This is a genomic window from Paracoccus sp. PAMC 22219, from assembly GCF_000787695.1.
Classification (GTDB): Bacteria; Pseudomonadota; Alphaproteobacteria; order Rhodobacterales; family Rhodobacteraceae; genus Paracoccus.
Genome location: NZ_BBPH01000079.1, coordinates 1 through 22155, shown reverse-complemented (window position 1 = coordinate 22155; position 22155 = coordinate 1). Strand labels below are relative to the sequence as shown.

The window sequence follows — 22155 nt, the reverse complement described above, 5'->3', positions numbered from 1 at the left end:
GCCATCGCGCCCAGCATGATCCGCGCGCGCCTATCCATGGGCGCGTTTCGACCGGGGCGGGCGGCGATGCAGCAGCCACAGGAACAGGACCGCGCCCAGCACGCCCAGGATGGTGCCTGCGGGAACCTCGTAGGGGTGGATGACCAGCCGACCCGCCAGATCGCAGGCCAGGACCAGCACGGCACCCGCCAGCGCCACCACGGGCAGGGAAGCGCGCAGGTTGTCGCCCATGATTCGCGCGACCAGATTCGGGACCACCAGCCCGACAAAGGGGATCATCCCCACCGTCGTCACCACCATCGCGGTCACGACCGACACCACAGCCAGGCCAAGGCGCATCACCGCCGCCGTGGAAAGCCCCAGCCCCGTCGCCACCTGATCGCCCAGGCCAAGAATCGCGAAACGGTCGGCCGAGAACCACGCCAGCCCGGCAGCCACGCCCGCGATCCACAGCAATTCGTACCGCCCCGAGATCACGCCCGAGAATTCGCCGCTGAACAGCCAGGTGCCGACATATTGCATCAGATCGCTTTGCCAGCCGATGAAGGTCACGACCGAGCCCAGCACGCCCGACAGGACCAGCCCCGCGATGGGGACCAGCATCACCTCGCGTACGGGCAGGCGGCGGATCACGGCCAGAAACAGCGCGGTCGTGACCATGGCCGACAGGCTGGCCGCGATCATGCGCAGCCACAGGGGGCTGGCGGGCCAGAGGATGGTGATGGCCAGCAGGCCAAGCGCCGCGCCCTCGGCCGTGCCGGAGGTGTCGGGGCCGACAAAGCGGTTCCTGACCAGCGCCTGGATCAGCACGCCCGCCACCGACAGCGCAGCCCCGGTCAGCACCACCGACAGCGTACGCGGCAGCCGCGATTCCAGCAGGACCAGCAGGGCCTGCGGATCGCGGAACGCATCCGTCACGCGGATGTCAGCGGCGCCGACCGTCAGGCTGGCCAGCATCAGCGCGACCAGCGCGAATGCCAGGGCGGGCAGGGGCCGCATCAGTTCGCGAAGGCCTGCGTCAGCTGGTCCAGCACCGCCATGGTCGAGCCGTAGCCCCCGGCCGAGATATAGGTCGCAGCCGGGTCCAGCTGGATCACCTGATCCTGCTGCCAGGCGGTCGTGCCCTGCACCAGATCGGACCGCAGCGTCTCGATCGCGCCCTGGCCGTCCTCGCCGATGGCGGCGCCGCGGTCGACGACCAGCAGCCAGTCGGGGTTGGCCTGGGCGATGAATTCATGGCTGATCGCCTGGCCGTGGGTGGCGTCGTCCAGGCCCGGCACGGCCTCGGCCAGCCCGGTCGCGTCGAAGATCCAGCCAAAGCGGGATCCGGCGCCATAGGCGGACATCTTGGGGCCGTTTGTCATCACGATCAGGCCGGTGCCCTGGCCATCCGCGGCCGCCCGCAGGTCGGCCAGTTTCGCGTCCAGGGCGGAGGTCAGCTCCTGCGCCTGCGCGGTCCTGTCGAACAGGGTGCCATAGGCGTCGATCCGGGCGCGGGCATCGGCCAAGAGGTCCGGGCCGAAGGTCATGTCGATCGCCGGCGCCACCTGCGCCACCGCCGCCAGCTGGGTCGCGGACCGTCCGCCGACGATGACCAGATCGGGGGCGAGGCCCGCCAGCGCCTCCAGATCGGGTTCGAACAGGGTGCCGACGGGGGCCGCACCCGCGGCCGCGTCGCGCAGGGCGGGGACCAGGATGGTGTCGATGGTGCCCGCGGGCGTCACGCCCAGGGCGGTGATCGTGTCCAGCGCGGCCATGTCATAGACCGCGACGGCGTCGGGGCTGTCCTGCAGGGTCACGGGCCCCTGGGCGGTGTCGACGGTCACTTGGGCCAGGGCCGCGACCGGCGCGGTCAAAAGGGCGGTGGCCACCAGGGCGGGCAATGCGATGCGGCGCATGACGATCCTTTCATCGGGGTTGCGCGTGGTGGCTGGGACATGGCTGCACGCCGGGCGGGCTTAGCGCCGTCGCGGCCGCCGCGCAAGAATGGCAGGGTCTTTTTGTCGGGATATTGCGCCGAATTGTTGACTCATTCGCTTTGGCATCCTAGCTGCGGGGCATTCACGAAAGGATATCCCATGCGCATGACTGCCGATTTCCCCACCGCCCGCGCCGCGGCACTGACGGGTACGATGGCCAAGCATTTCGGCCACAAGATCCCGGTGACCCACGACGCCCGCCACGCGGTGCTGACCTTCGAGATGGGCGTGGCCCGGATCGAGGCGCAGGACGCGTCCCTGCACCTGACGCTGGAGGCCGCGGACGCAGGCGCCCTGGAGCGTCTGCGCGAGGTCATCGAAAGCCACCTGTTGCGATTTGCCCATCGCGAGGATCCGGCGCCCCTGTCATGGACGCCGCCTGCCTGACCGGTCACGCGATTTTCGCTGGATTGGCGGGCCGGTTTCTGGTCGAAGGGGCGCCAAGCCGCGGGTCCGGACACGGGCCCGGCGGCGCGCAATTCAGGCAGGACCGGCGATGAGCATCCATCTGTACCCGAACGACCTTCCCGACGATCTGGTGCTGGGCCCGATCGTGGCCATCGACACCGAGACGATGGGCCTGGACCCGCGCCGCGACCGGCTGTGCCTGGTGCAGCTGTCGTCCGGCGACGGAGAGGCGCATCTGGTCCAGATCGACCGTGGCCAGACCGAGGCCCCGAACCTGACCAAGCTGCTGACCGACCCAAAGGTGGTCAAGCTGTTCCATTTCGGACGGTTCGACATCGCCGCGCTGGAGAATGCGTTCGGGGTGGTCACCTCGCCCGTCTGGTGCACCAAGATCGCCTCGCGGCTGGTGCGGACCTTTACCGATCGGCACGGGCTGAAATACCTGCTGCAGGAGTTGGTGGGCGTCGATGTCAGCAAGCAGCAGCAGACCAGCGACTGGGGCGCGGCCGACCTGTCGGACGCGCAGCTGGAATATGCGGCGTCGGACGTCTTGCACCTGCACAAGCTGAAGGATGCCCTGGAAGAGCGGCTGAAGCGCGAGAACCGGCTGGGCCTGGCGCAGGCCTGCTTTGACTTTCTGCCCGCGCGGGCCCATCTGGACCTGCTGGGCTGGGGTGACGAGGGCGACATCTTTCGCCACTGAGCGGGCAACGGGTATTTGGACAACGAAGAAGGGCTGGGCGTGGCGGATTACATCGAGACGGCGCGACGCGTGATCGGGGTCGAGATCGCGGGGCTGGAGGCCCTGTCGGCGGGTCTGGGCGACGAATTCTCGCGCGCGGTCGAGATGATCCTGGCGGTGCGGGGCCGGGTGATCGTGTCGGGCATGGGCAAGTCGGGCCATGTGGGGCGCAAGATCGCGGCGACCTTCGCGTCCACCGGGACGCCCGCGCAGTTCGTGCACCCGGCCGAGGCCAGCCACGGCGATCTGGGCATGGTCACGGAATCCGACCTGGCGCTGGTGCTGTCCAACAGCGGCGAGACGCCGGAACTGGCCGACCTGATCGCGCATACGCGGCGGTTTTCCATCCCGTTGATCGGGGTGGCGGCGCGGCCGCAATCGACGTTGATGCGTCAGGCCGACCTGGGGCTGGTGCTGCCCGCGGCCCAGGAGGCCTGCGGCAACGGGATCGTGCCCACAACATCGACCACAATGACGCTGGCCTTGGGCGATGCGTTGGCCATTGCGTTGATGGAGCATCGCAAGTTCACGCCGGAACATTTCCGCACGTTTCATCCCGGCGGCAAGCTGGGCGCGCTGCTGGCCAAGGTGGGCGACCTGATGCACACCGACCTGCCGCTGGTCGGACTGGACGCCCCCATGTCCGAGGCGCTGCTGGTGATCAGCCAGAAGGGCTATGGCGTGACCGGGGTCGTGGACGCGGACGGCGCGCTGGCGGGGATCATCACCGACGGCGACTTGCGCCGCCACATGCAGGGCCTGCTGGACCTGGACGCGCGCGCCGTGATGACGCCCGCGCCGCGCACCATCGCGCCGGGCGCACTGGCCGAGGCCGCGCTGGCGCAGATGCAGGACCGCAAGATCACCTGCCTGTTCGCGGTCGAGGACGGGCGCCCCCGCGGCATCCTGCATATCCATGACTGTCTGCGCGCGGGGCTGGTCTGACCATGTCGCGGACCCGCATCGTCCGCTGGCTGCGTGTGCTGCTGCCGCTGGTGGCGCTGGCGATGCTGTCGACGATGTTCCTGTTCAGCCGTGGGTCGGACACCGAATCGCGCATCCCCTATGCCGAGGTCGATGCCCAGGCCGCGGCGCGCGACAACCGCATCGTCGCGCCCGAATACAGCGGCGTGACCGGCGACGGGGCGCAGCTGACCCTGCGCGCGGCGCAGGTGACGCCGGGCGGGACCGGTGGGGCGGCGGGCGACGTGGCGCTGGACTGGCTGCGCCCCGACGGGCTGCGCGCCGATCTGACCGCGCCACAGGGCGGGCTGCTGGACGGGCTGGTCCGGCTGGAGGGTGGCGTGCGCATGACCACCAGCAGCGGCTGGCAGCTGGACACGCCGCAGATCGACGCCCAGACCGACACCTCGGTCATCCAGGCCGACCGGGGCGTCGAGGCGCAGGCGCCGTTCGGGCGGATCACCGCGGGGCGCATGCGGCTGGCCCCGGACGACGCGACGGGCGGCGATTCGGCAGGCAGCGACGCGGCAATCTTGAATTTCTCGGACGGCGTGCGTCTGATATACCAACCTGACACCGGGCCGCTTGCCGCCCTGAGCCTTGAGGACCCGATGACCCTTCGCCCCCTGCTGATCGTGCTGGCGCTGGCCGCGCCGCTGCCCGCCCTGTCGCAGACCACCTTCGGGGGGATGCAGGCCGACACCTCGGCCCCGGTCGAGGTCGCGGCCGACAACCTGGACGTCAATCAGGCCGACGGTTCCGCGCTTTTCACCGGCAACGTGGTCATCGGCCAGGGAGAGATGCGCCTGTCGGCCGACCGGGTCGCGGTGCAATATGCACCCGGCGATCAGCAGCGCATCGACAGCCTGACCGCGACCGGCAACGTCACGCTGGTGTCCGGAGAGGACGCGGCCGAGGCCGCCGAGGCGGTCTATGACGTCGCGGCGGGGTCGGTCCTGCTGACCGGTGACGTGCTGCTGAGCCAAGGCGGCAACGTGCTGGCGGGCGACCGCATGACGGTTGACCTGGCGACGGGCGCGGCCCAGGTCCAGGGCCGCGTGCGGTCCGTTTTGCAGCCGGGGGCCAACTGATGGCTGACCGCTCTGGGCTGGACGTGCGCGGCCTGCGCAAGTCCTATCGCAACCGCCCCGTCATCCGCGACGTGTCCGTGCGCCTGCAGCGCGGAGAGGTCGTGGCCCTGCTGGGTCCGAACGGGTCGGGCAAGACGACGTGCTTTTACTGCATCGCGGGGCTGGTCACGGCCGATGCCGGGCAGGTGCTGATCGACGGGCAGGACGTGACCCGCCTGCCGATGTTCCGCCGTGCGCGCATGGGCATCGGCTATCTGCCGCAGGAGATGTCGATCTTTCGCGGCCTGACGGTCGAGCAGAACATCATGGCGGTGCTGGAGGTCGCGGTCGACGACCCGCGCCACAGGCGCGACCGGCTGGAGGAGCTGCTGGCCGATTTCTCGATCACGCATCTGCGGGGCGCGCCGGCGCTGGCCCTGTCGGGCGGCGAACGCAGGCGGGCCGAGATCGCGCGCTGTCTGGCGTCCGATCCGGGGTTCCTGCTGCTGGACGAGCCCTTTGCGGGCGTCGATCCCATCGCCGTGGGCGAGATCCGCACCCTGGTCCATGCGCTGAAATCGCGGGGAATCGGGGTGCTGATCACCGACCACAACGTCCGCGAGACCCTGGGCATCGTCGACCGGGCCTATATCCTGCATGACGGGCATGTGCTGATGTCGGGCACGACCGACCAGATCGTGGCCGATCCGCGGGTGCGCGAGGTCTATCTGGGCGACAGCTTCACCCTGTCCTGAGCGCCGGGCCATCCGATTCAGGGTCACGCCCCCGTGTGGGCCGTTGACAGTCGGCGCGCGCTGTCACCAAATTGAGACATGCGGGTGCGGAGATGCCGCCCCGTTCAACCCGTCCCCGCCTTTGCCGGCCCCCCGGGCGGGCATCGTGGCGACGGGCAACCGGAGAGGAGTGACGATGCGCTATACCATCAGCGGAAAACACATCGATGTCGGGGATGCGTTGACCACGCATGTCAAGACAGAGCTGGGCGAGACCCTCGACAAGTACTCTCAGCGTCCGACCGATGCGTCCGTGACCTTTTCCAAAGATGCCCATCAGTTCCTGTGCGATACGGTGGTGCACCTGTCGACCGGCCTGACCGTGCAGGCCCGCGGCAGCGCGAACGACAACATCTATGCCGCCTTCGAGGCTTGCCGCGAAAAGATGGACAAGCAGCTGCGCCGCTACAAGCGCCGCCTGAAGGATCACCACAAGGACCATGCCGAACCGGTTGTCTTCGGTCAGGCCGACAGCTATGTGCTGGCCGCCGAGGATGATGACGCGGAATCGCAGGGCGGCAGCCTGGAGCCGATCATCATCGCCGAAATGGAAAGCCGGGTGCCCACCCTGTCGGTGGGTGATGCGGTGATGCACATGGAACTGTCCGGCAGCCCCCTGCTGGTGTTCCGCAACGAGAAACATGGCGGCGTGAACGTCGTCCATCGCCGCGATGACGGCAATGTGGGCTGGATCGACCCGCGCGGAAACGGCTGACGCCTGCCGCAGATCCGGTCCCCAGACCGGTCGTGATGTCGCCCCCGGACAGTCCTGTCTGGGGGCGGTCAGCTTGAGAAAGACAATGTGCCATGCAGCTTGCTGAAATCCTAACGCCCGGTGCGGTCCGTTCCCTGGGGCAGGTCACCTCGAAGAAGCGACTGTTCCAGGAACTGGCCGATCTGGCCCATGCGGAATACGGGCTGAACGCCTCCGAGGTGCTGGACGCGCTGCAGGAACGCGAAAGCCTGGGTCCGACCGGGGTGGGGCAGGGCGTGGCGCTGCCGCATGCGCGGCTGCACGGGCTGGACAAGGTCGCGGGGCTGTTCCTGCGTCTGGACAAGCCGCTGGATTTCGACGCGGTGGACCGCCAGCCGGTCGACCTGATCTTTGCGCTTCTGGCCCCCGAAAGCAGCGGCGTGGACCACCTCAAGGCGCTGGCGCTGGTGTCGCGCACGCTGCGCGATCAGGACTTGCGCGCCAAGCTGCGGGCCAATGACGACCCCGTCGCCCTGCACGCGGTGCTGTCCGCGGCACAGGGGATCAAGGCCGCCTGAGGCGGTTTTCCGAACAAGACTGTTCAAATCGGACCGGTTCGGCCCTATAGTCCGGGGGGTGACACCCACGGGAGGGCCCATCATGACCAGACATCAGGCCGATCAGCCGCGGATGCAGGGAGCCGTGCGCCTGCGCGAATTCCTGCGCCTGGACCGCGAGGGCGGGATGCACCGCGCCATCCGCGCCCTGCACGCGCGCCCCCACGCCCGGACCGAAGACAGCCGCAAGGCCGCCGAATACGCCCGCATCGCGCGGGGCCACCTGAAGTGACCCCGATGGGGACCGCCCGCCGGGGCGGCCCCCTGATCGCGTCTCAGGCGCGGACCAGCGCCTCGTAGCTTTCGGCGACGTCGCGGGTGATCTGGCCCACCTGGAAATGCCAGTCGCCGATCTGGCCCACCGGGGTCACCTCGGCCGCGGTGCCGGTCAGCCAGCATTCCTGAAACGATTCCAGCTCGTCGGGCAGGATGCGGCGTTCGTGGACGGTCAGGCCCTTGTCGCGCAGCATCTGCACGATGGTCTGGCGGGTGATGCCGTTCAGGAACCGGTCGGCCATCGGCGTGTGGATCTCTCCATCCTTCACGAAGAAGATGTTGGCGCCGGTGGCCTCGGCCACGTAACCCTCCCAGTCCATGAACAGCGCGTCGGAACAGCCCTTGGCCTCGGCCGCGTGCTTTGACATGGTGCAGATCATGTACAGGCCCGCGGCCTTGGCGGCGGTGGGGATGGTTTCCGGGCTTGGGCGTTTCCACTTGGCCACGTCCAGTTTCGCGCCCTGCCATTTGGCGTCGCCATAATAGCTGCCCCACTCCCACGCGGCGACCGCCATGCAGACCGGGTTGCGTGCGGCGGACACGCCCATGTCCAGCCCCGACCCGCGCCATGCCACGACGCGGACATAGGCGTTCTCGAAGCCGTTGGCCTTCAGCACGGCCTCCTTGGCGGCGTCGATCTCTTCGGCGGTATAGGGGATCGGCATGTCCAGCAGGCGGCCCGATTCCAGCAGGCGCAGCGAATGCTCGTGACCCTTGAAGATCTTGCCGTCATAGCACCGCTCGCCCTCGAAGACGGAGCTGGCGTAATGCAGGGCATGGCTGAGGACGTGCACCTTGGCGTCGCGCCAGTCGACCAGGTCGCCGTTCATCCAGATCTTGCCGTCGCGGTCGTCGTAAGGCAGCATCATATGTCTCCATCCGTCGCCCGGTTTTTGCGATTCTTGCGTCTGTTAGGGCGGATTTGGCATGTTTGTTACGCAAGATGCTTGACGGCTAGCAATCACCGATTAGAAAGTCAACAACGCTGCCATATCCGGGGCAGTCATCGGACGGGGACCACAGATGCAGGAAAAAGCGCGGATTCAGGCGATGATGGGCGAGGACCTGCTGTTCCTGACCGACGACCAGCTGCGCCGCGGGATCGAGGCGATGTTCTTTGCCTATCGCGCGTTCACCGCCGACCCGGACCTGATCCTGGCCGAGCTGGATTACGGCCGCGCCCATCACCGTGCGCTGCATTTCGTCAACCGCGATCCGGGGCTGACGGTCACGTCGCTGCTGGCGGTGCTGGGGGTCACGAAACAGTCGCTGAACCGCGTGCTGCGCGCTCTGATCGAGGACGGGCTGGTGGACAGCCGCATCGGCAGGCGCGACCGGCGCGAGCGCCAGCTGCACCTGACCCCCAAGGGCACCGCCTTGGAACGCCGCCTGTCCGAGGCGCAGCGGGCGCGGATGCGCGCCGCCTATCGCAATGCCGGGCCGCAGGCGGTGTCGGGGTTCCGCCAGGTTCTGGAAGCGATGATGGACCCCGAGACGCGGGCGCAGTATCAGGCCCTGAAGGATCTTCCCGAAGACCGCTGAGGCCCCCATGACGCATACCGACTGCCATCTGCTGATCGTCGACGACGACGAACGCATCCGCGCGCTGCTGGGGCGGTTTCTGCACAAGAACGGCTACATGGTCACCATGGCCCGTGACGCCGCCCAGGCCCGCCGCCTGCTGGCGGGGCTGGATTTCGACCTGATCGTCATGGACGTGATGATGCCCGGAGAGGACGGCCTGGCCCTGACCCGTGCGCTGCGCGAGCGGATCGACACGCCGATCCTGCTGCTGACCGCCAAGGGCGAGACCGAGGACCGGATCAGCGGGCTGGAAAGCGGCGCCGACGATTACCTGCCCAAGCCCTTCGAGCCGCGCGAACTGCTGCTGCGCATCGGCGCGATCCTGCGCCGGGTGCCGGTGGTCGAGGTGGCGCAGCCGAAATACCTGACGCTTGGCGCACTGCGATACGACACCGACAAGGGCGAATTGTGGAACGGCGACGCGCCGCTGCGCCTGACCGGCACGGAAACCGCGCTGCTGCGCCGTCTGGCCGCCAGCCGGGGCCAGCCGGTCAGCCGCGCCGACCTGATCGATGATCTGGGCCGCGGTGGCGGCGACGAGGAGAACGGCGAACGCGCCATCGACGTCCAGATCACCCGCCTGCGCCGCAAGATAGAGCCGGACCCGCGCGAACCGCGGTTCCTGCAGACGGTGCGGGGCACGGGCTACATGCTGGTGGTGGACTAGGGCGCGCCGCGGCCCTAGCGTGCGGCGATGATCGATCAGGCAACATATCGGGGAATCACGCTGGACGGCGACAGCGCGCTGGCGCTGCTGGACTGGCAGCTGGAGATGGGCTGCGACGTGCCCATGCTGGATGCGCCGGTCGACCGGTTCGACCTGCCGACCCGCGTGGTGTCCGCAGCCCCCGCCCCGCAGGCGCCGCCGCCGCCCGCCGATGACGACGACCTGGCCGCCCGCGTGGCGCTGGCGCAGGCGCTGGCCGACGGGGCCGGCACGCTGGCCGCCCTGGCCGAGGCGCAGCAGGGATTCGACGGGATCGAGCTGAAGAAGGGCGCGCGCAATTTCTGCTTTGCCGACGGCAACGCCCGCGCCCGCGTCATGATCCTGAGCGGCGCACCCGACGACGAGGAGGACCGCCAGGGCCGTCCCTTCGTGGGTCGCGCAGGACAGATGCTGGACCGCATGTTCGGGGCCATCGGGCTGACCCGCGACGCGGTCGATGCGGAACGCGCCTTCTATGTCGCCAACGCCCTGACCTGGTGCCCGCCCGGCGGACGCGACCCCGACCCCGATGAACTTGCCGTGAGCCTGCCGTTCCTGCGCCGTCACATCGCGCTGGCCGCGCCCGAGGTGATCGTCCTGATGGGCAACGTGCCCTGCCTTGCGGGGCTGGAACGGTCGGGCATCCTGCGGCTGCGCGGCCAATGGGGACAGGCGTTCGGGCGCCCCGCGCTGCCGATGACGCACCCGTCCTATCTGCTGCGCAACCCCGCGGCCAAGCGCGAGGCCTGGGCGGACCTTCTGTCGCTGCAGGCGCGGCTGGAATCGCTTTCCGTTTAGGTTCCGTTTGCCCATCATGCGCTATCCCGGCCATCCCATAGATGGACCATCCGCATGCGTTTCCTGTCCCGCAGCCTTCTGGGCCTGTTCCTGACCTTCCTGACGCTGGCGTTGCTGCTGCTGGCGGCGGGGCTGATGTGGCGCGCCATGACCCCGGACGGGGACGGCCCCGCCGTGCGCGCACCCGCCGAACAGGTCTATGCCGCACGGCTGATGACGGTCGCGCCGGGGGTGGTCCAGCCGCAGATGCAGGTGTTCGGCCAGGTCCGGTCGCGCCGCGAACTTCAGCTGCGCGCCGGCGCCGGGGGGCGGATCGTCCAGTTGGACCCCGCCCTGCAGGAGGGCGGCACGGTCGTCGCGGGCCAGTTGCTGGCGCGTATCGACCCGTCGGCCGCGCAGGCCGCGCTGGACAGCAGCCAAGCCGAACGCGCCGATGCCCAGGGCGTGCTGGAGGATGCGCGCCGCCGCGTCGACATCTCGGCCCAGGACGTGACCGCGGCGGAGCGTCAGGCAGAGCTGCGCGCGGCCGCCGTGACCCGGCAGGAACAGCTGGCCGAACGCGCCTTGGCATCAGCCTGGACCGCGAGACAGCTGAACTGGCCGCATCCACCGCCAGCCAGACGGTGATCGCGGCCCGCGCGACCCAGGCCGACGCGCTCAGCGCCGTGACCGCGGCCGAGAACGCCTTGCGCCGCGCCGAGATCGCCGTGACCGAGGCCCGCCGCGCCCTGGCCGACACGGAACTGCGCGCGGGTTTCGACGGGCGCGTCACCGCCGTCACCGCGGTCGAGGGCGCGCTGGTCAGCGTGAACGAACAGCTGGCGACGGTCATCGACCCCAACGCGCTGGAGCTGCAGATCCCGCTGTCGCTGGACCAGTTCGGGCGGCTGCTGGGCCCGGACGGCGCGCTGCTGGACCGGACCGTGACGGTGACGCTGGACGGCAGCGCCGGTCAGTTGGTCGCGCAGGCCCGGCTGGACCGGGCGGCGGCCTCGGTGGCCGAGGGGACGGCGGGCCGGGTGGTCTTTGCCCGGCTGATCCAGGGGGCGCAGGCGCTGCGCCCGGGCGATTTCGTGACCGCGCAGATTGCCGAACCCGCGCTGTCCGACGCGGCGACCGTTCCGGCGGCGGCCCTGGGGTCCGACGGGACGGTGCTTGTGGCCGGCGACGACGGACGGTTGCAGGCGACGCCCGTGACCGTGCTGCGCCGCCAGGCCGACGATCTGATCATCGCGGTGCCGGCCGATCTGGCGGGCGCGCGCATCGTCGCCGAACGCGCCCCGCAACTAGGCACCGGCATCCGCGTGCGCGACGCCGCCGACCCCGCGCCCACGCAGGGGCCCGATCAGCGGGCACAGGGCCAGGGGCCGACCCGTGGATAAGCGCCCCGGCCTGATCGGCACCTTTGTCCGCCATGCCACGCTGGCCAACCTGCTGTTGGCGGTGATGGTGGTGGCGGGACTGTATTCCGCGCCGCGGCTGCGGGCGCAGTTCTTTCCAGACACGGTGGTTCAGCAGATCCAAGTCAGCGTCCGGTGGGACGGGGCCGGGGCCGACGACGTGGACCGGTCGGTGGTCAGCGTGCTGGAACCCGCGCTGATCGCGGTCGAGGGCGTGTCCCTGACCGAAAGCCAGTCCAGCCAAGGGTCCGCCCGCATCACCCTGGAGTTCGAGCCGGGCTGGGACATGTCCCGCGCCACCGGCGAGGTCGACGCCGCCATCGCCGCCGCTGGCGACCTGCCCGAAGGCGCCGAAGACCCCGAGGTCACCCGCCGCGCCTGGCGCGATTCGGTGACCGACGTGGTGATCTCCGGCCCCGTGGGACTGGACCAGCTGGGCCGCATCGCGGACGATCTGACCAACCGCCTGTACGCCCGTGGCGTCACGCGGCTGACCGTCACCGGACTGTCCGCCCCCGAAACCCTGGTCGAGCTGCGCATGGCCGACCTGGTGCGCCATGACATCACGCTGGAACAGATCGCGGCGACCATCGCCGCCGCCGCCGCGCCGACGCCGCGGGCGATGTGGCGTCGGGCATATCGCGCGTGCGGACGGGGGCGGAAACGCGCACGCCGGAACAGGTCTCGGCGCTGGTCCTGACCGCGCTGCCCGACGGGACGCAGCTGACCATCGGCGACGTGGCGCAGGTCCGCGACACGGGCATCGACCGGGGCGTGGCCTATTTCGTGGACGGCAACCCGGCGGTCACGGTGTCCGTCCAGCGCAGCGCGTCGGGCGACGCGATCGGCATGCAGCAGGACGTGCAGGCGGCGGTCGACGCGCTGTCGCCGACCCTGCCGCAGGGGGTCACCGCGGAACTGGTGCGGGCGCGGGCCGAACAGATCTCGGCCCGGCTGTCGCTGCTGCTGGACAATGCGCTGATGGGGCTGGCGCTGGTGCTGGGGCTGCTGTTCCTGTTTCTGAACGCGCGCACCGCCATCTGGGTCGCGGCGGGCATTCCGGCCGCGCTGCTGGCGGCGGTGGCGATGATGTACGCGGTCGGCATGACGATCAACATGATCTCTCTGTTCGCGCTGATCCTGACATTGGGCATCATCGTGGACGACGCCATCGTGGTGGGCGAACATGCCGACTACCGCGCCCGCAAGCTGGGCGAACCGCCGCTGGTCGCCGCCGAACGCGCGGCGGGCGCGATGGGCGCGCCGGTGATTGCGTCAACCCTGACCACGATCATCGCATTCGCCGGGCTGGTGCTGATCGGCGGACAGTTCGGGTCGCTGGTGTCGGACATTCCGCTGACCGTCATTCTGGTGCTGGCGGCATCGCTGATCGAATGTTTCCTGATCCTGCCCAACCACATGGCCCATGCGCTGGCCCATCACGGCAAGGACCGCTGGTACGACCGCCCGTCGGTCTTCGTGAACCGCTGGCTGGACCGATTCGTGGCGGGCGTGCTGCGCCCGCTGGCGCGGCTGGTGTTGCTGGCGCGCTATCCGGTGCTGGCGCTGGTGATGGTGGGCTTTTCGTGGTCGGCGGCGGCGCTGATGACCGGGTCGGTGCCGTGGCGGTTCTTTGATTCGCCCGAACAGGGCAGCGTGTCGGGCAATTTCGCCATGCTGGAGGGCGCCACCCGTGACGATACCCTGCGCGTCATGGGTCTGGTGCAGGATGCGGTGGACCGGGTCGCGGCGGAATATCACGACGAATACGGCATCAGCCCGCTGACCCATGTGATGACCCAGGTCGGCGGCAATGCGGGCCGCCCCCTGCCGGGGGCGGAGACCAAGGACGCGACCTGCTGGGCGCCGTCCAGATGGAGCTGATCGACCCGGATTTCCGCCCCTATTCCAGCTTCGAACTGGTGGCCGCCCTGCAGGAGGCGATGCCCACCGACCCGCAGCTGGAGACGATCAGCTTTCGCGGCGGGCGGTCCGGTCCGGGGGGTGACGCGATATCGGTGCTGATGACGGGGGCGGATGCCGCGACGCTGAAGGCCGCCGCCGAGGCGCTGAAGGCGCGGCTGGCCGAGGCGCCGGAGGTGTCCGCGCTGGAGGACAGCCTGGACTATGACAAGGACGAGCTGGCCCTGCGCCTGACGCCCCAAGGCGAGGCGTTGGGGTTCACCACCGACGGTCTTGCACGCGAGCTGCGCCAGCGCCTTGGCGGGATCGAGGCCGCGACCTGGCCCGAGGGCACCCGCACCGGCGCCATCACCGTCGAACTGGCCGAGGACGACCGCCGCGCCGATTTTCTGGACCGCATGCAGATGCGCACCGCGTCGGGGGCCTGGGTGCCACTGGGCGACATCGTGACCGTCAGCACCGAGGCGGGCTTTTCCGTCGTCCGCCGCGAGAACGGCGAGCGGATGATCGAGGTCACCGGCGACATCTCGGGCGACGATCCGGCACGGGCGGCGGCGATCACCGCCGACCTGCAGACCCGCCTGCTGCCCGACATCGCCGCGAATTCGGCGTGACCTATGACGTGACCGGGCTGGCCCAGCAGGAGCGCGAGTTCCTGTCCGAGGCGCTGATCGGGTTCGCGATGGCGCTGACCGGGATCTACATGGTGCTGGCCTGGATCTTTGCCAGCTGGACGCGGCCGCTGGTCGTGATGTCGGTCATTCCCTTCGGGCTGATCGGCGCGGTCTGGGGGCACGCGGCCTGGGGCCTGCCGATGAGCCTGTTTTCGGTCGTGGGCCTGATCGGCATGTCGGGGATCATCATCAACGATTCCATCGTGCTGATCTCGACCATCGACGAATACCGCACCACCCGCGCCTTGCGGCCCGCGATCATCGACGCGGTGGCCGACCGGTTCCGGCCCGTGCTGCTGACCACGGCCACGACCGTCCTGGGGCTGGCGCCGCTGCTGTACGAACGGTCGTCGCAGGCGCTGTTCCTGAAGCCCACGGTGGTGACGCTGGCCTATGGGCTGGGGTTCGGGATGGTGCTGGTGCTGCTGGTCGTGCCGGCGGTGCTGGTCGCGGGGGACGATCTGGCCCGCGCGCGCCACGCCTTTCGGCGCAGCCTGCGGGCGGGGCCGCTGCGCGGCGTGATGCGCGGGGCGGTCGTGGCGGCGGTCGCGGGGCTGGCGCTGGTGCTGGGTCCGGTGACCGTGCTGCCTGCGATGGGTCTGGCCCGCGCCCGGCTGGTGGCCGGGGGGCGGGGGGCGCGTTGCTGGCCTATCTGGCGGTGCTGGTGGCGGTGATGGGGGCGCGACCCTGGCGCAGGTCAGGCAGGGGCGCCGCGCGGGGGCCTAGTCCGCGGCGCAGCCGGTGGTTTCGGTCGCACGGCCCCCATCGGCGGGAATCACCGTCAGGCGCAGCGCGTCCTGGTCCAGATCGAAGGGCTTGCCCGAGGGGGCGACCATCTCGACCACCGCCTGCGGGCCTGTGGGTCCGGGCAGGATGTCCGCCGCCGACACCCAGACCTGCGGGCTGTCGGTCAGTTCGACCGCGGCCAGCGTGGCCTCGCCCTGCGGCAGGTCCATCGCGACGCGCAGCCCGTCGGCCAGGGGCGTGACCTGGCAGGCGGGATTGCTGTCCAGCCGCTGCGGTTCCGCCGCAAGAGCCCCGACGATCACCGGGTCGGACTGGGTGCCGACCGTCGGCGCCTGCAGCTGCAGATGCACGGGGACGCAGATGTTCTCGCACAGGCCCAGATCGATCTGGGCCGCGATGTCCACGGGCTTGTCGGGGTCCTGCGGATAGGCGGTCAGCGGCAGGACCAGGCGGTCGTGATAGCCCATCTCCATCGTGTCGCCGGAACGGATGGCCTGGGGCGCGGGCCAGTGCAGGGTGACGTGGGACAGGTTGTCCGAACCCGCCCATTCCAGCTGCGGCGGCAGGCCGGTGTCGCCGGGGCTGCGCCAGTAGGTCTTCCAACCCGGCTCCAGCAGCAGTTCCAGCGCCAGGACCCGCGCGCCGCCCGGTTCGGTCCAACCGGGCAGCAGCTGCGCGCCACGCAGGCCCGGCGGCATGTCGTCCTGTGCGATGGCGGGGCCGGTCAGGACAAGCGCCAAAGCGGCGGCAAGGGGCAGGCGGGGGCGATGTGTCATGCCCCTGTCCTAGCGCCGGCGCCGCGGCCGCGGAAAGTCACAATTCCGCGCAAGCCTTGCAACACCCCGCGCCAGTGCCGATCTGTCATGAAAAGGAGACATGATGACCAGCATCACCGGTGATTCCGCCCAAAGCCGCAACCTGACCGGCAAGATCCTGATCGCCATGCCCGGCATGAGCGATCCGCGATTCGAGCGGTCGGTGGTGCTGGTCTGCGCGCATTCGGACGACGGGGCGATGGGACTGGTGCTGAACCGCCCGCTGCCCGAGATCGGATTTTCCGATCTGCTGGACCAGCTGGGCATCGAGGCCGAAGAGGACGCTCGCCCGATCGAGGTCCGCTTTGGCGGCCCGGTCGAGCCGGGTCGCGGCTTCGTGCTGCACAAGGTGGCAGAGCATGGGCAGGACCCCGAGGGTCGCCTGCGCATCGGCCAGGCGTTGGCGATGACGACCACGCGCGACATCCTGGTCGAGCTGGCCCAGGGTTACGGTCCCGATCCCGCGGTGCTGGCGCTTGGCTATGCGGGCTGGGGGCCGGGGCAGCTGGAGACTGAGATGCTGGCCAATGGCTGGCTGACCGGTGATGGCGCCGAGGACCTGATCTTTGATGTGTCGCACGACGATAAATGGCAGCGTGCGCTGCGGGCGCAGGGGATCGATCCGTCGCTTCTGTCGGCGGCGTCCGGTCGCGCCTGACGCTTGCGTCCCGCGATGACCGGGGGGTTCCACCCCCCGGACCCCCTGGGGCGGAGGACGCCTTGCCACCTTTTCTTTGCCTATGGGATGTCGCGACGTCCGGGGGGTCCGGGGGGCGGAGCGCCCCCGGCCACCGCGGGACGCAATCGGTCACGGCAGTTCGGGAAAGAACCGGTCCGACGGGGTGAAGATTTCGCAGCCATCCGCCGTGACGCCGATCGAATGTTCGAACTGCGCCGACAGCGACTTGTCGCGGGTCACCGCCGTCCAGTCATCGGCCAGCACCTTGGTTTCCGGGCGGCCCAGGTTGATCATCGGCTCGATCGTGAAGAACATCCCTTCCTCCAGCACCGGCCCTTTGCCCGCGCGCCCGAAATGCAGCACATTGGGCGGCGAGTGGAACACCCGCCCGATCCCGTGGCCGCAGAAATCGCGCACGACGGACATGCGGCGTTCCTCGGCATAGGTCTGGATGGCCGCGCCGATATCGCCGAAGGTCGCGCCGGGGCGCACGGCCTCGATCCCCTTCATCAGCGCGTCATGGGTCACCTGCAGCAGTCGCTGCGCCTTGAGCGACGGCTTGCCTGCCACGTACATCCGGCTGGTATCGCCGAACCATCCGTCCAGGATCACCGTCACATCGATGTTCAGGATGTCGCCGTCCTTGAGGCTCTTGTCGCCCGGGATGCCGTGACACACCACGTGGTTCACGCTGATGCAGCTGGCATGCTGGTATCCGCGATAGCCGATCGTGGCCGAGGTCGCGCCCAGTTCCGTCACCCGGTTGCGGATGAAATCGTCCAGCGCGCCGGTGGTGACGCCCGGTGCGACCATCGGCCCCACCTCGTCCAAGATCCGCGCGGCCAGGGCGCCAGCCGCCCGCATGCCTGCGAAATCCCCGGGCATGTGCAGGCGGATGCCTTCCCTCGTGATACGGCCTTCGTCCATCGCTGATCCTTTCTGTCTGCCGCCCTAGATAGAGGCGCGCGCCCACTTGTTCCAGCCCCGCCCGCAGGCATAGATGAGGCGCCACACCCAAGGGAGAGCCCCATGCAGTCCGACAACCCCACAGCCGCCATCCTGGTCATCGGTGACGAGATCCTGTCGGGTCGCACGCGCGAGGGGAACGCCCACCACCTGGCCCAGGTGCTGACCGCCACCGGCATCGACCTCCAGGAGATCCGCGTGGTGGCCGATGATCCCGGCCGCATCGTGGACGCGATCCGCGCGCTGGACCGGACCCTGGGGGGGGCCTACGACCTGCTGTTCACCTCGGGCGGCATCGGGCCCACGCATGACGACATCACCGCCGATGCGGTCGCCGCTGCCCATGGCACCACGGTCGAGGTCAACCCCACCGCCCGCGCCCTGCTGCAGGACCGCTGCGACCGCATGGGGGTCGAATTGAATGAGAACCGTCTGCGCATGGCCCGCATCCCGGTCGGTGCCACGCTGATCGACAATGCCGTGTCGGCCGCGCCCGGCTTCTCCATCGGCGCGACCCATGTGATGGCCGGCGTGCCCGAGGTGTTCCGCGCCATGGTCGCCTGGCTGATCCCGCAGCTGCCCGTGGGTCGCCCGGTGCAGTCCCTGACCGTCGAGGTCCGCCGCGGCGAAAGCGAGGTCGCCGAGGATCTCAAGGCCGTCGCCGCCGATTTCGCCGACCTGTCGCTTGGGTCCTATCCGTTCCGCGACGATACCGGCTGGGGCACGAACCTGGTCGTGCGGGGCCTGGATGCCGCCCGCGTCGATCAGGCCATGGCCGCGCTGCGCGGACGCATCGGGTTGTGAGGCCGGACCCCGATCTGGCCGCCGCCTTCGAAGCGACCTGGCCCGCGTTCGAGACCGTCCGCTGCGGCGGCTTCCTGGTCGGGCGCGGCGCAGGCGCGGGCGGGCGTGTCAGCTCTGCCATCGCGGTCGGGCCGTGGACGGACGCGGATATTGACGCCGCCTGCGCCCGGCACGCCGCATGGGACCAACCGCCGCTGTTCCGCGCTTGGGATGACGACGCGGACCTGATCGCCGCCCTGACTGCGCGTGGCCTGACCGCCCATATCCCGACGCTGGTCATGGCCGCGCCCGTCACCGCGCTGACCGACCGGCCGATCCCCCCGGTCACCGCCTTCGCCATCTGGCCCCCCCTGGCGATCCAGCGCCAGATCTGGGTCGCGGGCAACATCAACCCCGCCCGCCAGGTCGTGATGGAACGCGTGTCGCAGCCCAAGGCCGCCCTGCTGGGCCGTATCCGCGACCGTGCCGCAGGCGCAGGCTTCGTCGCGCTCCATGACCGCACCGCCATGGTCCACGCGGTCGAGGTTCTGCCCGCATTTCGCCGCCAGGGTCTCGCAGGCTGGATGATGCGCCAGGCCGCGCTTTGGGCGCAGGACCTTGGCGCCACGCGCATCGGTCTGGCCGTCAGCCGCGCAAACACCACGGCCCAGGCCACCTATGGCAGCCTCGGCTTCACGGTCGAAGGCAGCTACGCCTATTACGGCCCCACCGCCTGACCCACCGGACCGACCGCGCCCGGACCGCAGGTCCGGCGCCACCGACGGCCGCGACCCCGGCCCGTCATGGCCGGTCAGGCGCGGCCGTCCGCCTCCCTTACAGGTCCGTCCGCAGCTCCCACAGGTCCGGGAACAGCACCACATCCAGCATCCGCCGCAGATAGTTCACGCCCGACGTGCCCCCCGATCCGCGCTTGAAGCCGATGATCCGTTCGACGGTCGTCACATGGTTGAACCGCCAGCGGCGAAAGTAATCCTCGAAATCGACCAGCTTCTCGGCCAGCTCATACAGCTCCCAATGCTGCGCCGGATCGCGATAGACCGCCGCCCAGGCCGCCCGCGCCGCCGCGTCCGGCGCATGGGGCGCGTCCAGCGCCGTGCGCGCCGCCACGTCGAATCCCGCCGCCCGCAGCCGCCCCAGAACCTCATCATACAGCGATGGCCTCCCGGCCTCCTCCCGCAGCGCATCCGCCAGATCGGGGCGATGCGCATGGGGTGCGATCATCGCCATGTTGCGGTTGCCCGCGACGAATTCGATCATCCGGTATTGATGCGACTGAAACCCGCTGCTTTCGGCCAGCGCGGGTCGGAATGTCGAGTATTCCGACGGCGTCATCGTGCGCAGCACGTCCCAGGCCGAATTCAGCTGCTCCATGATCCGCGCCACGCGGGTCAGCATCTTGAAGGCGGGCCGCAGATCGCCTGATGCGATCCGCTCGCGCGCCGCCCCCATCTCCAGCAGCGCCAGCTTCATCCACAGCTCAGACGTCTGGTGCTGAATGATGAACAGCATCTCGTCATGCGCTTCCGACAGGGGATGCTGCGCCGTCAGCAGCCGGTCCAGCCCCAGATAATCGCCATAGGACATGCGCCCGTCGAACGACATGCGCGCGCCTTGCTGTGCAGGGTCGATGGTCATTGCTTCAGTCTGAACCTCTGGATCTTGCCGGTCTGGGTCTTGGGCAGGGCGTCGCAGAACACCACCCGGCGGGGATATTTGAAGGGCGCGATCACGTCCTTCACATGACGCTGCAACCGCTCTGCGGTCGCGGGGTCGGGCGCGACGCCGGGGGCCAGCACCACATGCGCCTCGACGATCTGGCCGCGTTCCAGGTCGGGCACGCCGATCACCGCGCATTCCAGCACGTCCGGATGCGCCAGCAGCGCGGCCTCCACATCCGGCCCGGCGATGTTGTAGCCCGACGACACGATGATGTCGTCGCAGCGCGCCGCGAAATGGAAACGCCCATCCTCGTCCTGCCAGAAGGTATCGCCGGTCAGGTTCCAGCCGTCCTGGACATACTCCGCCTGCCGCGCGTCGTTCAGATAGCGGCAGCCGGTCGGCCCGATCACCGCCAGCCGCCCCATCTCTCCGCGCGGCACCTCCTGTCCCGCATCGTCAACGATCCGCGCACGGTATCCCTGCACGGGCCGCCCGGTGCAGCCCGGATGGCTGTCGTCCAGCCGGTTCGTCAGGAAGATGTGCAGCATCTCGGTCGCGCCGATCCCGTCCAGCATCGGCTTGCCCGTGCGATCATGCCAGTCCTGCCAGATGGGTGCGGGCAGGGTTTCCCCTGCGCTGATCGCCACGCGCAGGCTGGACAGGTCCGCCCCCTGATCCATCGCGCGCAGCATCACCCGGTACGCCGTGGGCGCGGTCACGCAGATCGTGGCGCGGTGGCGTTCGATGATCTCGATCATGTTCGGGGGCGAGGCATTCTCCAGCAGCACCGCGCTGGCCCCGAAGCGCAGCGGGAACACCGCCAGCCCGCCCAGCCCAAACGTGAAGGCCAGCGGCGGCGAGCCCACGAAGACATCGTCCGGTGTCACCCCCAGCACCTCGCGCGCATAGCCGTCGGCGATGATCAGCAGGTCGCGGTGGAAATGCATCGTGGCCTTGGGCTCGCCCGTGGACCCGGAGGTCATGCCCAGCAGCGCCACGTCATCCCGGCCGGTCCGCACCGCGTCGAACCGCACCGGTTTCGTAAGCGCCGCCCGGTCCAGCTCCGCATCGTGGTTCGCCGTCCCGTCGAACCCTACCACTGTCGTAAGCCGGGCCGACCCCTTGGCCGCCACCAGCAGCTCATCCATCAGCCGCGTGTCGCACAGCGCGTGCGTCACCTGCGCCTTGTCGATGATCTGGGACAGCTCCTTGGCGCGCAGCATGGGCATGGTGTTGACCACCACCGCCCCCGCCTTGGTCGCAGCCAGCCAGCAGGCGACCATTGCGGGGTTGTTGGCCGACCGGATCAGCACCCGGTTGCCCGGCCGCAGCCCGTAATCCGCGACCAACGCATGGGCCAGCCGGTTGGTCCAGTCCGACAGCTCCTTGTAGGTCCGCGCCCGCCCGTTGCCGACCAGCGCGACCCGGTCCCCGAAGCCGCGATCGACCATGCGGTCCGTCAGTTCCGCCCCGGCGTTCAGCCAGTCGGGATAGTCGTAGCCCGACTGGTCAATCCGCGGCCAGGCCTCCGGCGGGGGCAGGTTGTCGCGCGTGAACGTATCCTCGTGCCCGCTTGGTCCCAGCATGACTGTCCCCCTAATCCGGCACCACGGCCGTGGCCTCGATCTCGACCTTGGCGCGGTCCTCGACCAGGGCCACGACCTGCACCAGCGCCATGGCCGGGTAATGCCGCCCGATCACGTCGCGATAGGCCGCCCCCACCGCGCGCAGCGCGCCCAGATACTCGTGCTTGTCGGTGACGTACCAGGTCAGCCGCACCAGATGCTGCGGCCCCGCACCGCCCTCGGCCAGGACCGCCACGATGTTCTCCAGCACCTGCCGGACCTGTCCCGCGAA

At 69.6% G+C, this 22155-nt stretch carries 28 protein-coding genes; 20 read left to right on the top strand and 8 right to left on the bottom strand.

The genetic code is table 11. The features are described 5' to 3' along the window. Nucleotides 1–30: 30 nt before the first annotated feature. Nucleotides 31–999 (bottom strand): ABC transporter permease, encoded by a 969-nt coding sequence (locus tag TY51_RS09775; protein ID WP_042248978.1) that lies wholly within the window; start codon nt 997–999, stop codon nt 31–33. Then, complete coding sequence (locus tag TY51_RS09770; RefSeq protein ID WP_042248974.1) at nt 999–1898, bottom strand: siderophore ABC transporter substrate-binding protein; 900 nt, start codon at nt 1896–1898, stop codon at nt 999–1001. The genes TY51_RS09775 and TY51_RS09770 overlap by 1 nt, the downstream gene beginning before the upstream one ends. Before the next feature lie 180 nt (nt 1899–2078). Between TY51_RS09770 and TY51_RS09765 the strand changes: the two genes are divergently transcribed. The 8 genes from TY51_RS09765 to TY51_RS09730 all read left to right on the top strand — a co-directional run bounded on the left by TY51_RS09765 (nt 2079) and on the right by TY51_RS09730 (nt 7499). After that, nucleotides 2079–2366, top strand: a complete 288-nt coding sequence (locus TY51_RS09765) for a DUF2218 domain-containing protein (RefSeq protein ID WP_042248971.1) — start codon at nt 2079–2081, stop codon at nt 2364–2366. A gap of 109 nt (nt 2367–2475) precedes the next feature. Continuing rightward, nucleotides 2476–3090: a ribonuclease D gene (locus TY51_RS09760; protein ID WP_042248969.1), complete on the top strand. Its 615-nt coding sequence runs from the start codon at nt 2476–2478 to the stop codon at nt 3088–3090. 15 nt (nt 3091–3105) lie between these two features. Next, nucleotides 3106–4074 carry an SIS domain-containing protein gene (locus TY51_RS09755; protein WP_373960597.1) on the top strand — a complete coding sequence of 323 codons (969 nt, stop codon included), beginning with the start codon at nt 3106–3108 and terminating at the stop codon, nt 4072–4074. Between the two features lie 2 nt (nt 4075–4076). Next, nucleotides 4077–5183, top strand: coding sequence for a lipopolysaccharide transport periplasmic protein LptA (gene lptA / locus TY51_RS24285; protein WP_307535982.1), 1107 nt, complete (start codon nt 4077–4079; stop codon nt 5181–5183). Next, nucleotides 5183–5917: an LPS export ABC transporter ATP-binding protein gene (gene lptB / locus TY51_RS09745; protein ID WP_042248968.1), complete on the top strand. Its 735-nt coding sequence runs from the start codon at nt 5183–5185 to the stop codon at nt 5915–5917. Before lptA ends, lptB begins: the two co-directional genes overlap by 1 nt. Before the next feature lie 175 nt (nt 5918–6092). Next, on the top strand, nt 6093–6671 hold the full coding sequence (hpf, locus tag TY51_RS09740; RefSeq protein WP_042248966.1) for a ribosome hibernation-promoting factor, HPF/YfiA family: 579 nt from the start codon (nt 6093–6095) through the stop codon (nt 6669–6671). Between the two features lie 92 nt (nt 6672–6763). After that, on the top strand, nt 6764–7228 hold the full coding sequence (locus TY51_RS09735; RefSeq protein ID WP_042248964.1) for a PTS sugar transporter subunit IIA: 465 nt from the start codon (nt 6764–6766) through the stop codon (nt 7226–7228). 82 nt (nt 7229–7310) lie between these two features. After that, nucleotides 7311–7499: a hypothetical protein gene (locus TY51_RS09730; protein ID WP_042248962.1), complete on the top strand. Its 189-nt coding sequence runs from the start codon at nt 7311–7313 to the stop codon at nt 7497–7499. 43 nt (nt 7500–7542) lie between these two features. Here TY51_RS09730 and TY51_RS09725 read toward each other — a convergent pair whose 3' ends face one another. Next, on the bottom strand, nt 7543–8409 hold the full coding sequence (locus TY51_RS09725; RefSeq protein WP_373960600.1) for a branched-chain amino acid aminotransferase: 867 nt from the start codon (nt 8407–8409) through the stop codon (nt 7543–7545). A gap of 157 nt (nt 8410–8566) precedes the next feature. On the opposite strand from TY51_RS09725, the gene TY51_RS09720 reads away from it, so the two are divergent. The 9 genes from TY51_RS09720 to TY51_RS24265 are packed head-to-tail and all read left to right on the top strand — an operon-like array spanning nt 8567 to nt 15302. Beyond that, nucleotides 8567–9085, top strand: a complete 519-nt coding sequence (locus tag TY51_RS09720; RefSeq protein ID WP_042248957.1) for a MarR family winged helix-turn-helix transcriptional regulator — start codon at nt 8567–8569, stop codon at nt 9083–9085. Between the two features lie 7 nt (nt 9086–9092). Continuing rightward, nucleotides 9093–9794, top strand: coding sequence for a response regulator (locus TY51_RS09715; protein ID WP_042248954.1), 702 nt, complete (start codon nt 9093–9095; stop codon nt 9792–9794). Nucleotides 9795–9821: 27 nt separating this feature from the next. Then, nucleotides 9822–10631 carry a uracil-DNA glycosylase family protein gene (locus TY51_RS09710; RefSeq protein ID WP_042248953.1) on the top strand — a complete coding sequence of 270 codons (810 nt, stop codon included), beginning with the start codon at nt 9822–9824 and terminating at the stop codon, nt 10629–10631. Between the two features lie 54 nt (nt 10632–10685). Then, on the top strand, nt 10686–11258 hold the full coding sequence (locus TY51_RS22655; protein WP_052649999.1) for a hypothetical protein: 573 nt from the start codon (nt 10686–10688) through the stop codon (nt 11256–11258). Further along, nucleotides 11255–12013 (top strand): efflux RND transporter periplasmic adaptor subunit, encoded by a 759-nt coding sequence (locus tag TY51_RS22650; RefSeq protein ID WP_052649997.1) that lies wholly within the window; start codon nt 11255–11257, stop codon nt 12011–12013. The genes TY51_RS22655 and TY51_RS22650 overlap by 4 nt, the downstream gene beginning before the upstream one ends. Further along, nucleotides 12006–12731, top strand: coding sequence for an efflux RND transporter permease subunit (locus TY51_RS24280; RefSeq protein WP_307535968.1), 726 nt, complete (start codon nt 12006–12008; stop codon nt 12729–12731). Before TY51_RS22650 ends, TY51_RS24280 begins: the two co-directional genes overlap by 8 nt. Further along, nucleotides 12677–13915 (top strand): efflux RND transporter permease subunit, encoded by a 1239-nt coding sequence (locus tag TY51_RS24275; RefSeq protein ID WP_307535965.1) that lies wholly within the window; start codon nt 12677–12679, stop codon nt 13913–13915. Before TY51_RS24280 ends, TY51_RS24275 begins: the two co-directional genes overlap by 55 nt. After that, nucleotides 13906–14568, top strand: a complete 663-nt coding sequence (locus TY51_RS24270) for an efflux RND transporter permease subunit (protein WP_307535963.1) — start codon at nt 13906–13908, stop codon at nt 14566–14568. Before TY51_RS24275 ends, TY51_RS24270 begins: the two co-directional genes overlap by 10 nt. Continuing rightward, on the top strand, nt 14565–15302 hold the full coding sequence (locus TY51_RS24265) for an efflux RND transporter permease subunit (RefSeq protein WP_307535960.1): 738 nt from the start codon (nt 14565–14567) through the stop codon (nt 15300–15302). The genes TY51_RS24270 and TY51_RS24265 overlap by 4 nt, the downstream gene beginning before the upstream one ends. A gap of 48 nt (nt 15303–15350) precedes the next feature. On the opposite strand, the gene TY51_RS23385 is transcribed toward TY51_RS24265, so the two are convergent. Then, nucleotides 15351–16151, bottom strand: coding sequence for a protein-disulfide reductase DsbD domain-containing protein (locus TY51_RS23385; RefSeq protein WP_042248950.1), 801 nt, complete (start codon nt 16149–16151; stop codon nt 15351–15353). Between the two features lie 103 nt (nt 16152–16254). Between TY51_RS23385 and TY51_RS09690 the strand changes: the two genes are divergently transcribed. Continuing rightward, a complete protein-coding gene (locus TY51_RS09690; RefSeq protein ID WP_042248949.1) occupies nt 16255–16848 on the top strand; it encodes a YqgE/AlgH family protein in 594 nt (197 codons plus the stop codon). A gap of 150 nt (nt 16849–16998) precedes the next feature. Here the strand turns inward: TY51_RS09690 and map are convergent, their stop codons facing one another. Further along, nucleotides 16999–17796 (bottom strand): type I methionyl aminopeptidase, encoded by a 798-nt coding sequence (gene map / locus TY51_RS09685; protein WP_042248946.1) that lies wholly within the window; start codon nt 17794–17796, stop codon nt 16999–17001. Between the two features lie 102 nt (nt 17797–17898). Between map and TY51_RS09680 the strand changes: the two genes are divergently transcribed. Further along, complete coding sequence (locus tag TY51_RS09680; RefSeq protein WP_042248943.1) at nt 17899–18639, top strand: molybdopterin-binding protein; 741 nt, start codon at nt 17899–17901, stop codon at nt 18637–18639. Next, complete coding sequence (locus TY51_RS09675) at nt 18636–19355, top strand: GNAT family N-acetyltransferase (protein ID WP_042248940.1); 720 nt, start codon at nt 18636–18638, stop codon at nt 19353–19355. The genes TY51_RS09680 and TY51_RS09675 overlap by 4 nt, the downstream gene beginning before the upstream one ends. Before the next feature lie 97 nt (nt 19356–19452). Here TY51_RS09675 and TY51_RS09670 read toward each other — a convergent pair whose 3' ends face one another. From TY51_RS09670 to TY51_RS09660, 3 genes are all read right to left on the bottom strand, one after another. Next, the gene (locus TY51_RS09670) at nt 19453–20274 is read right to left on the bottom strand and encodes a tryptophan 2,3-dioxygenase (RefSeq protein WP_042248937.1); all 822 of its coding nucleotides are present in this window, start codon (nt 20272–20274) and stop codon (nt 19453–19455) included. After that, nucleotides 20271–21884 carry an AMP-binding protein gene (locus TY51_RS09665; protein ID WP_042248934.1) on the bottom strand — a complete coding sequence of 538 codons (1614 nt, stop codon included), beginning with the start codon at nt 21882–21884 and terminating at the stop codon, nt 20271–20273. Before TY51_RS09665 ends, TY51_RS09670 begins: the two co-directional genes overlap by 4 nt. A gap of 10 nt (nt 21885–21894) precedes the next feature. After that, on the bottom strand, nt 21895–22155 hold a 261-nt coding region (locus TY51_RS09660), incomplete at its 5' end, for a RidA family protein (protein ID WP_042248930.1).

Coding starts and splice junctions, on each gene's coding strand:
- lptA (WP_307535982.1), top strand. CDS start 4,077: ATGTCGCGGACCCGCATCGTCCGCTGGCTGCGTGTGCTGCTGCCGCTG.
- TY51_RS09690 (WP_042248949.1), top strand. CDS start 16,255: ATGACCAGCATCACCGGTGATTCCGCCCAAAGCCGCAACCTGACCGGC.
- TY51_RS09720 (WP_042248957.1), top strand. CDS start 8,567: ATGCAGGAAAAAGCGCGGATTCAGGCGATGATGGGCGAGGACCTGCTG.
- TY51_RS09760 (WP_042248969.1), top strand. CDS start 2,476: ATGAGCATCCATCTGTACCCGAACGACCTTCCCGACGATCTGGTGCTG.
- TY51_RS09715 (WP_042248954.1), top strand. CDS start 9,093: ATGACGCATACCGACTGCCATCTGCTGATCGTCGACGACGACGAACGC.
- TY51_RS09710 (WP_042248953.1), top strand. CDS start 9,822: ATGATCGATCAGGCAACATATCGGGGAATCACGCTGGACGGCGACAGC.
- TY51_RS09735 (WP_042248964.1), top strand. CDS start 6,764: ATGCAGCTTGCTGAAATCCTAACGCCCGGTGCGGTCCGTTCCCTGGGG.
- TY51_RS09725 (WP_373960600.1), bottom strand. CDS start 8,409: ATGCTGCCTTACGACGACCGCGACGGCAAGATCTGGATGAACGGCGAC.
- TY51_RS09680 (WP_042248943.1), top strand. CDS start 17,899: ATGCAGTCCGACAACCCCACAGCCGCCATCCTGGTCATCGGTGACGAG.
- TY51_RS22655 (WP_052649999.1), top strand. CDS start 10,686: ATGCGTTTCCTGTCCCGCAGCCTTCTGGGCCTGTTCCTGACCTTCCTG.
- TY51_RS09670 (WP_042248937.1), bottom strand. CDS start 20,274: ATGACCATCGACCCTGCACAGCAAGGCGCGCGCATGTCGTTCGACGGG.
- TY51_RS09770 (WP_042248974.1), bottom strand. CDS start 1,898: ATGCGCCGCATCGCATTGCCCGCCCTGGTGGCCACCGCCCTTTTGACC.
- TY51_RS09765 (WP_042248971.1), top strand. CDS start 2,079: ATGCGCATGACTGCCGATTTCCCCACCGCCCGCGCCGCGGCACTGACG.
- TY51_RS24270 (WP_307535963.1), top strand. CDS start 13,906: ATGGAGCTGATCGACCCGGATTTCCGCCCCTATTCCAGCTTCGAACTG.
- lptB (WP_042248968.1), top strand. CDS start 5,183: ATGGCTGACCGCTCTGGGCTGGACGTGCGCGGCCTGCGCAAGTCCTAT.
- TY51_RS23385 (WP_042248950.1), bottom strand. CDS start 16,151: ATGACACATCGCCCCCGCCTGCCCCTTGCCGCCGCTTTGGCGCTTGTC.
- TY51_RS09775 (WP_042248978.1), bottom strand. CDS start 999: ATGCGGCCCCTGCCCGCCCTGGCATTCGCGCTGGTCGCGCTGATGCTG.
- TY51_RS09730 (WP_042248962.1), top strand. CDS start 7,311: ATGACCAGACATCAGGCCGATCAGCCGCGGATGCAGGGAGCCGTGCGC.
- TY51_RS09665 (WP_042248934.1), bottom strand. CDS start 21,884: ATGCTGGGACCAAGCGGGCACGAGGATACGTTCACGCGCGACAACCTG.
- map (WP_042248946.1), bottom strand. CDS start 17,796: ATGGACGAAGGCCGTATCACGAGGGAAGGCATCCGCCTGCACATGCCC.
- hpf (WP_042248966.1), top strand. CDS start 6,093: ATGCGCTATACCATCAGCGGAAAACACATCGATGTCGGGGATGCGTTG.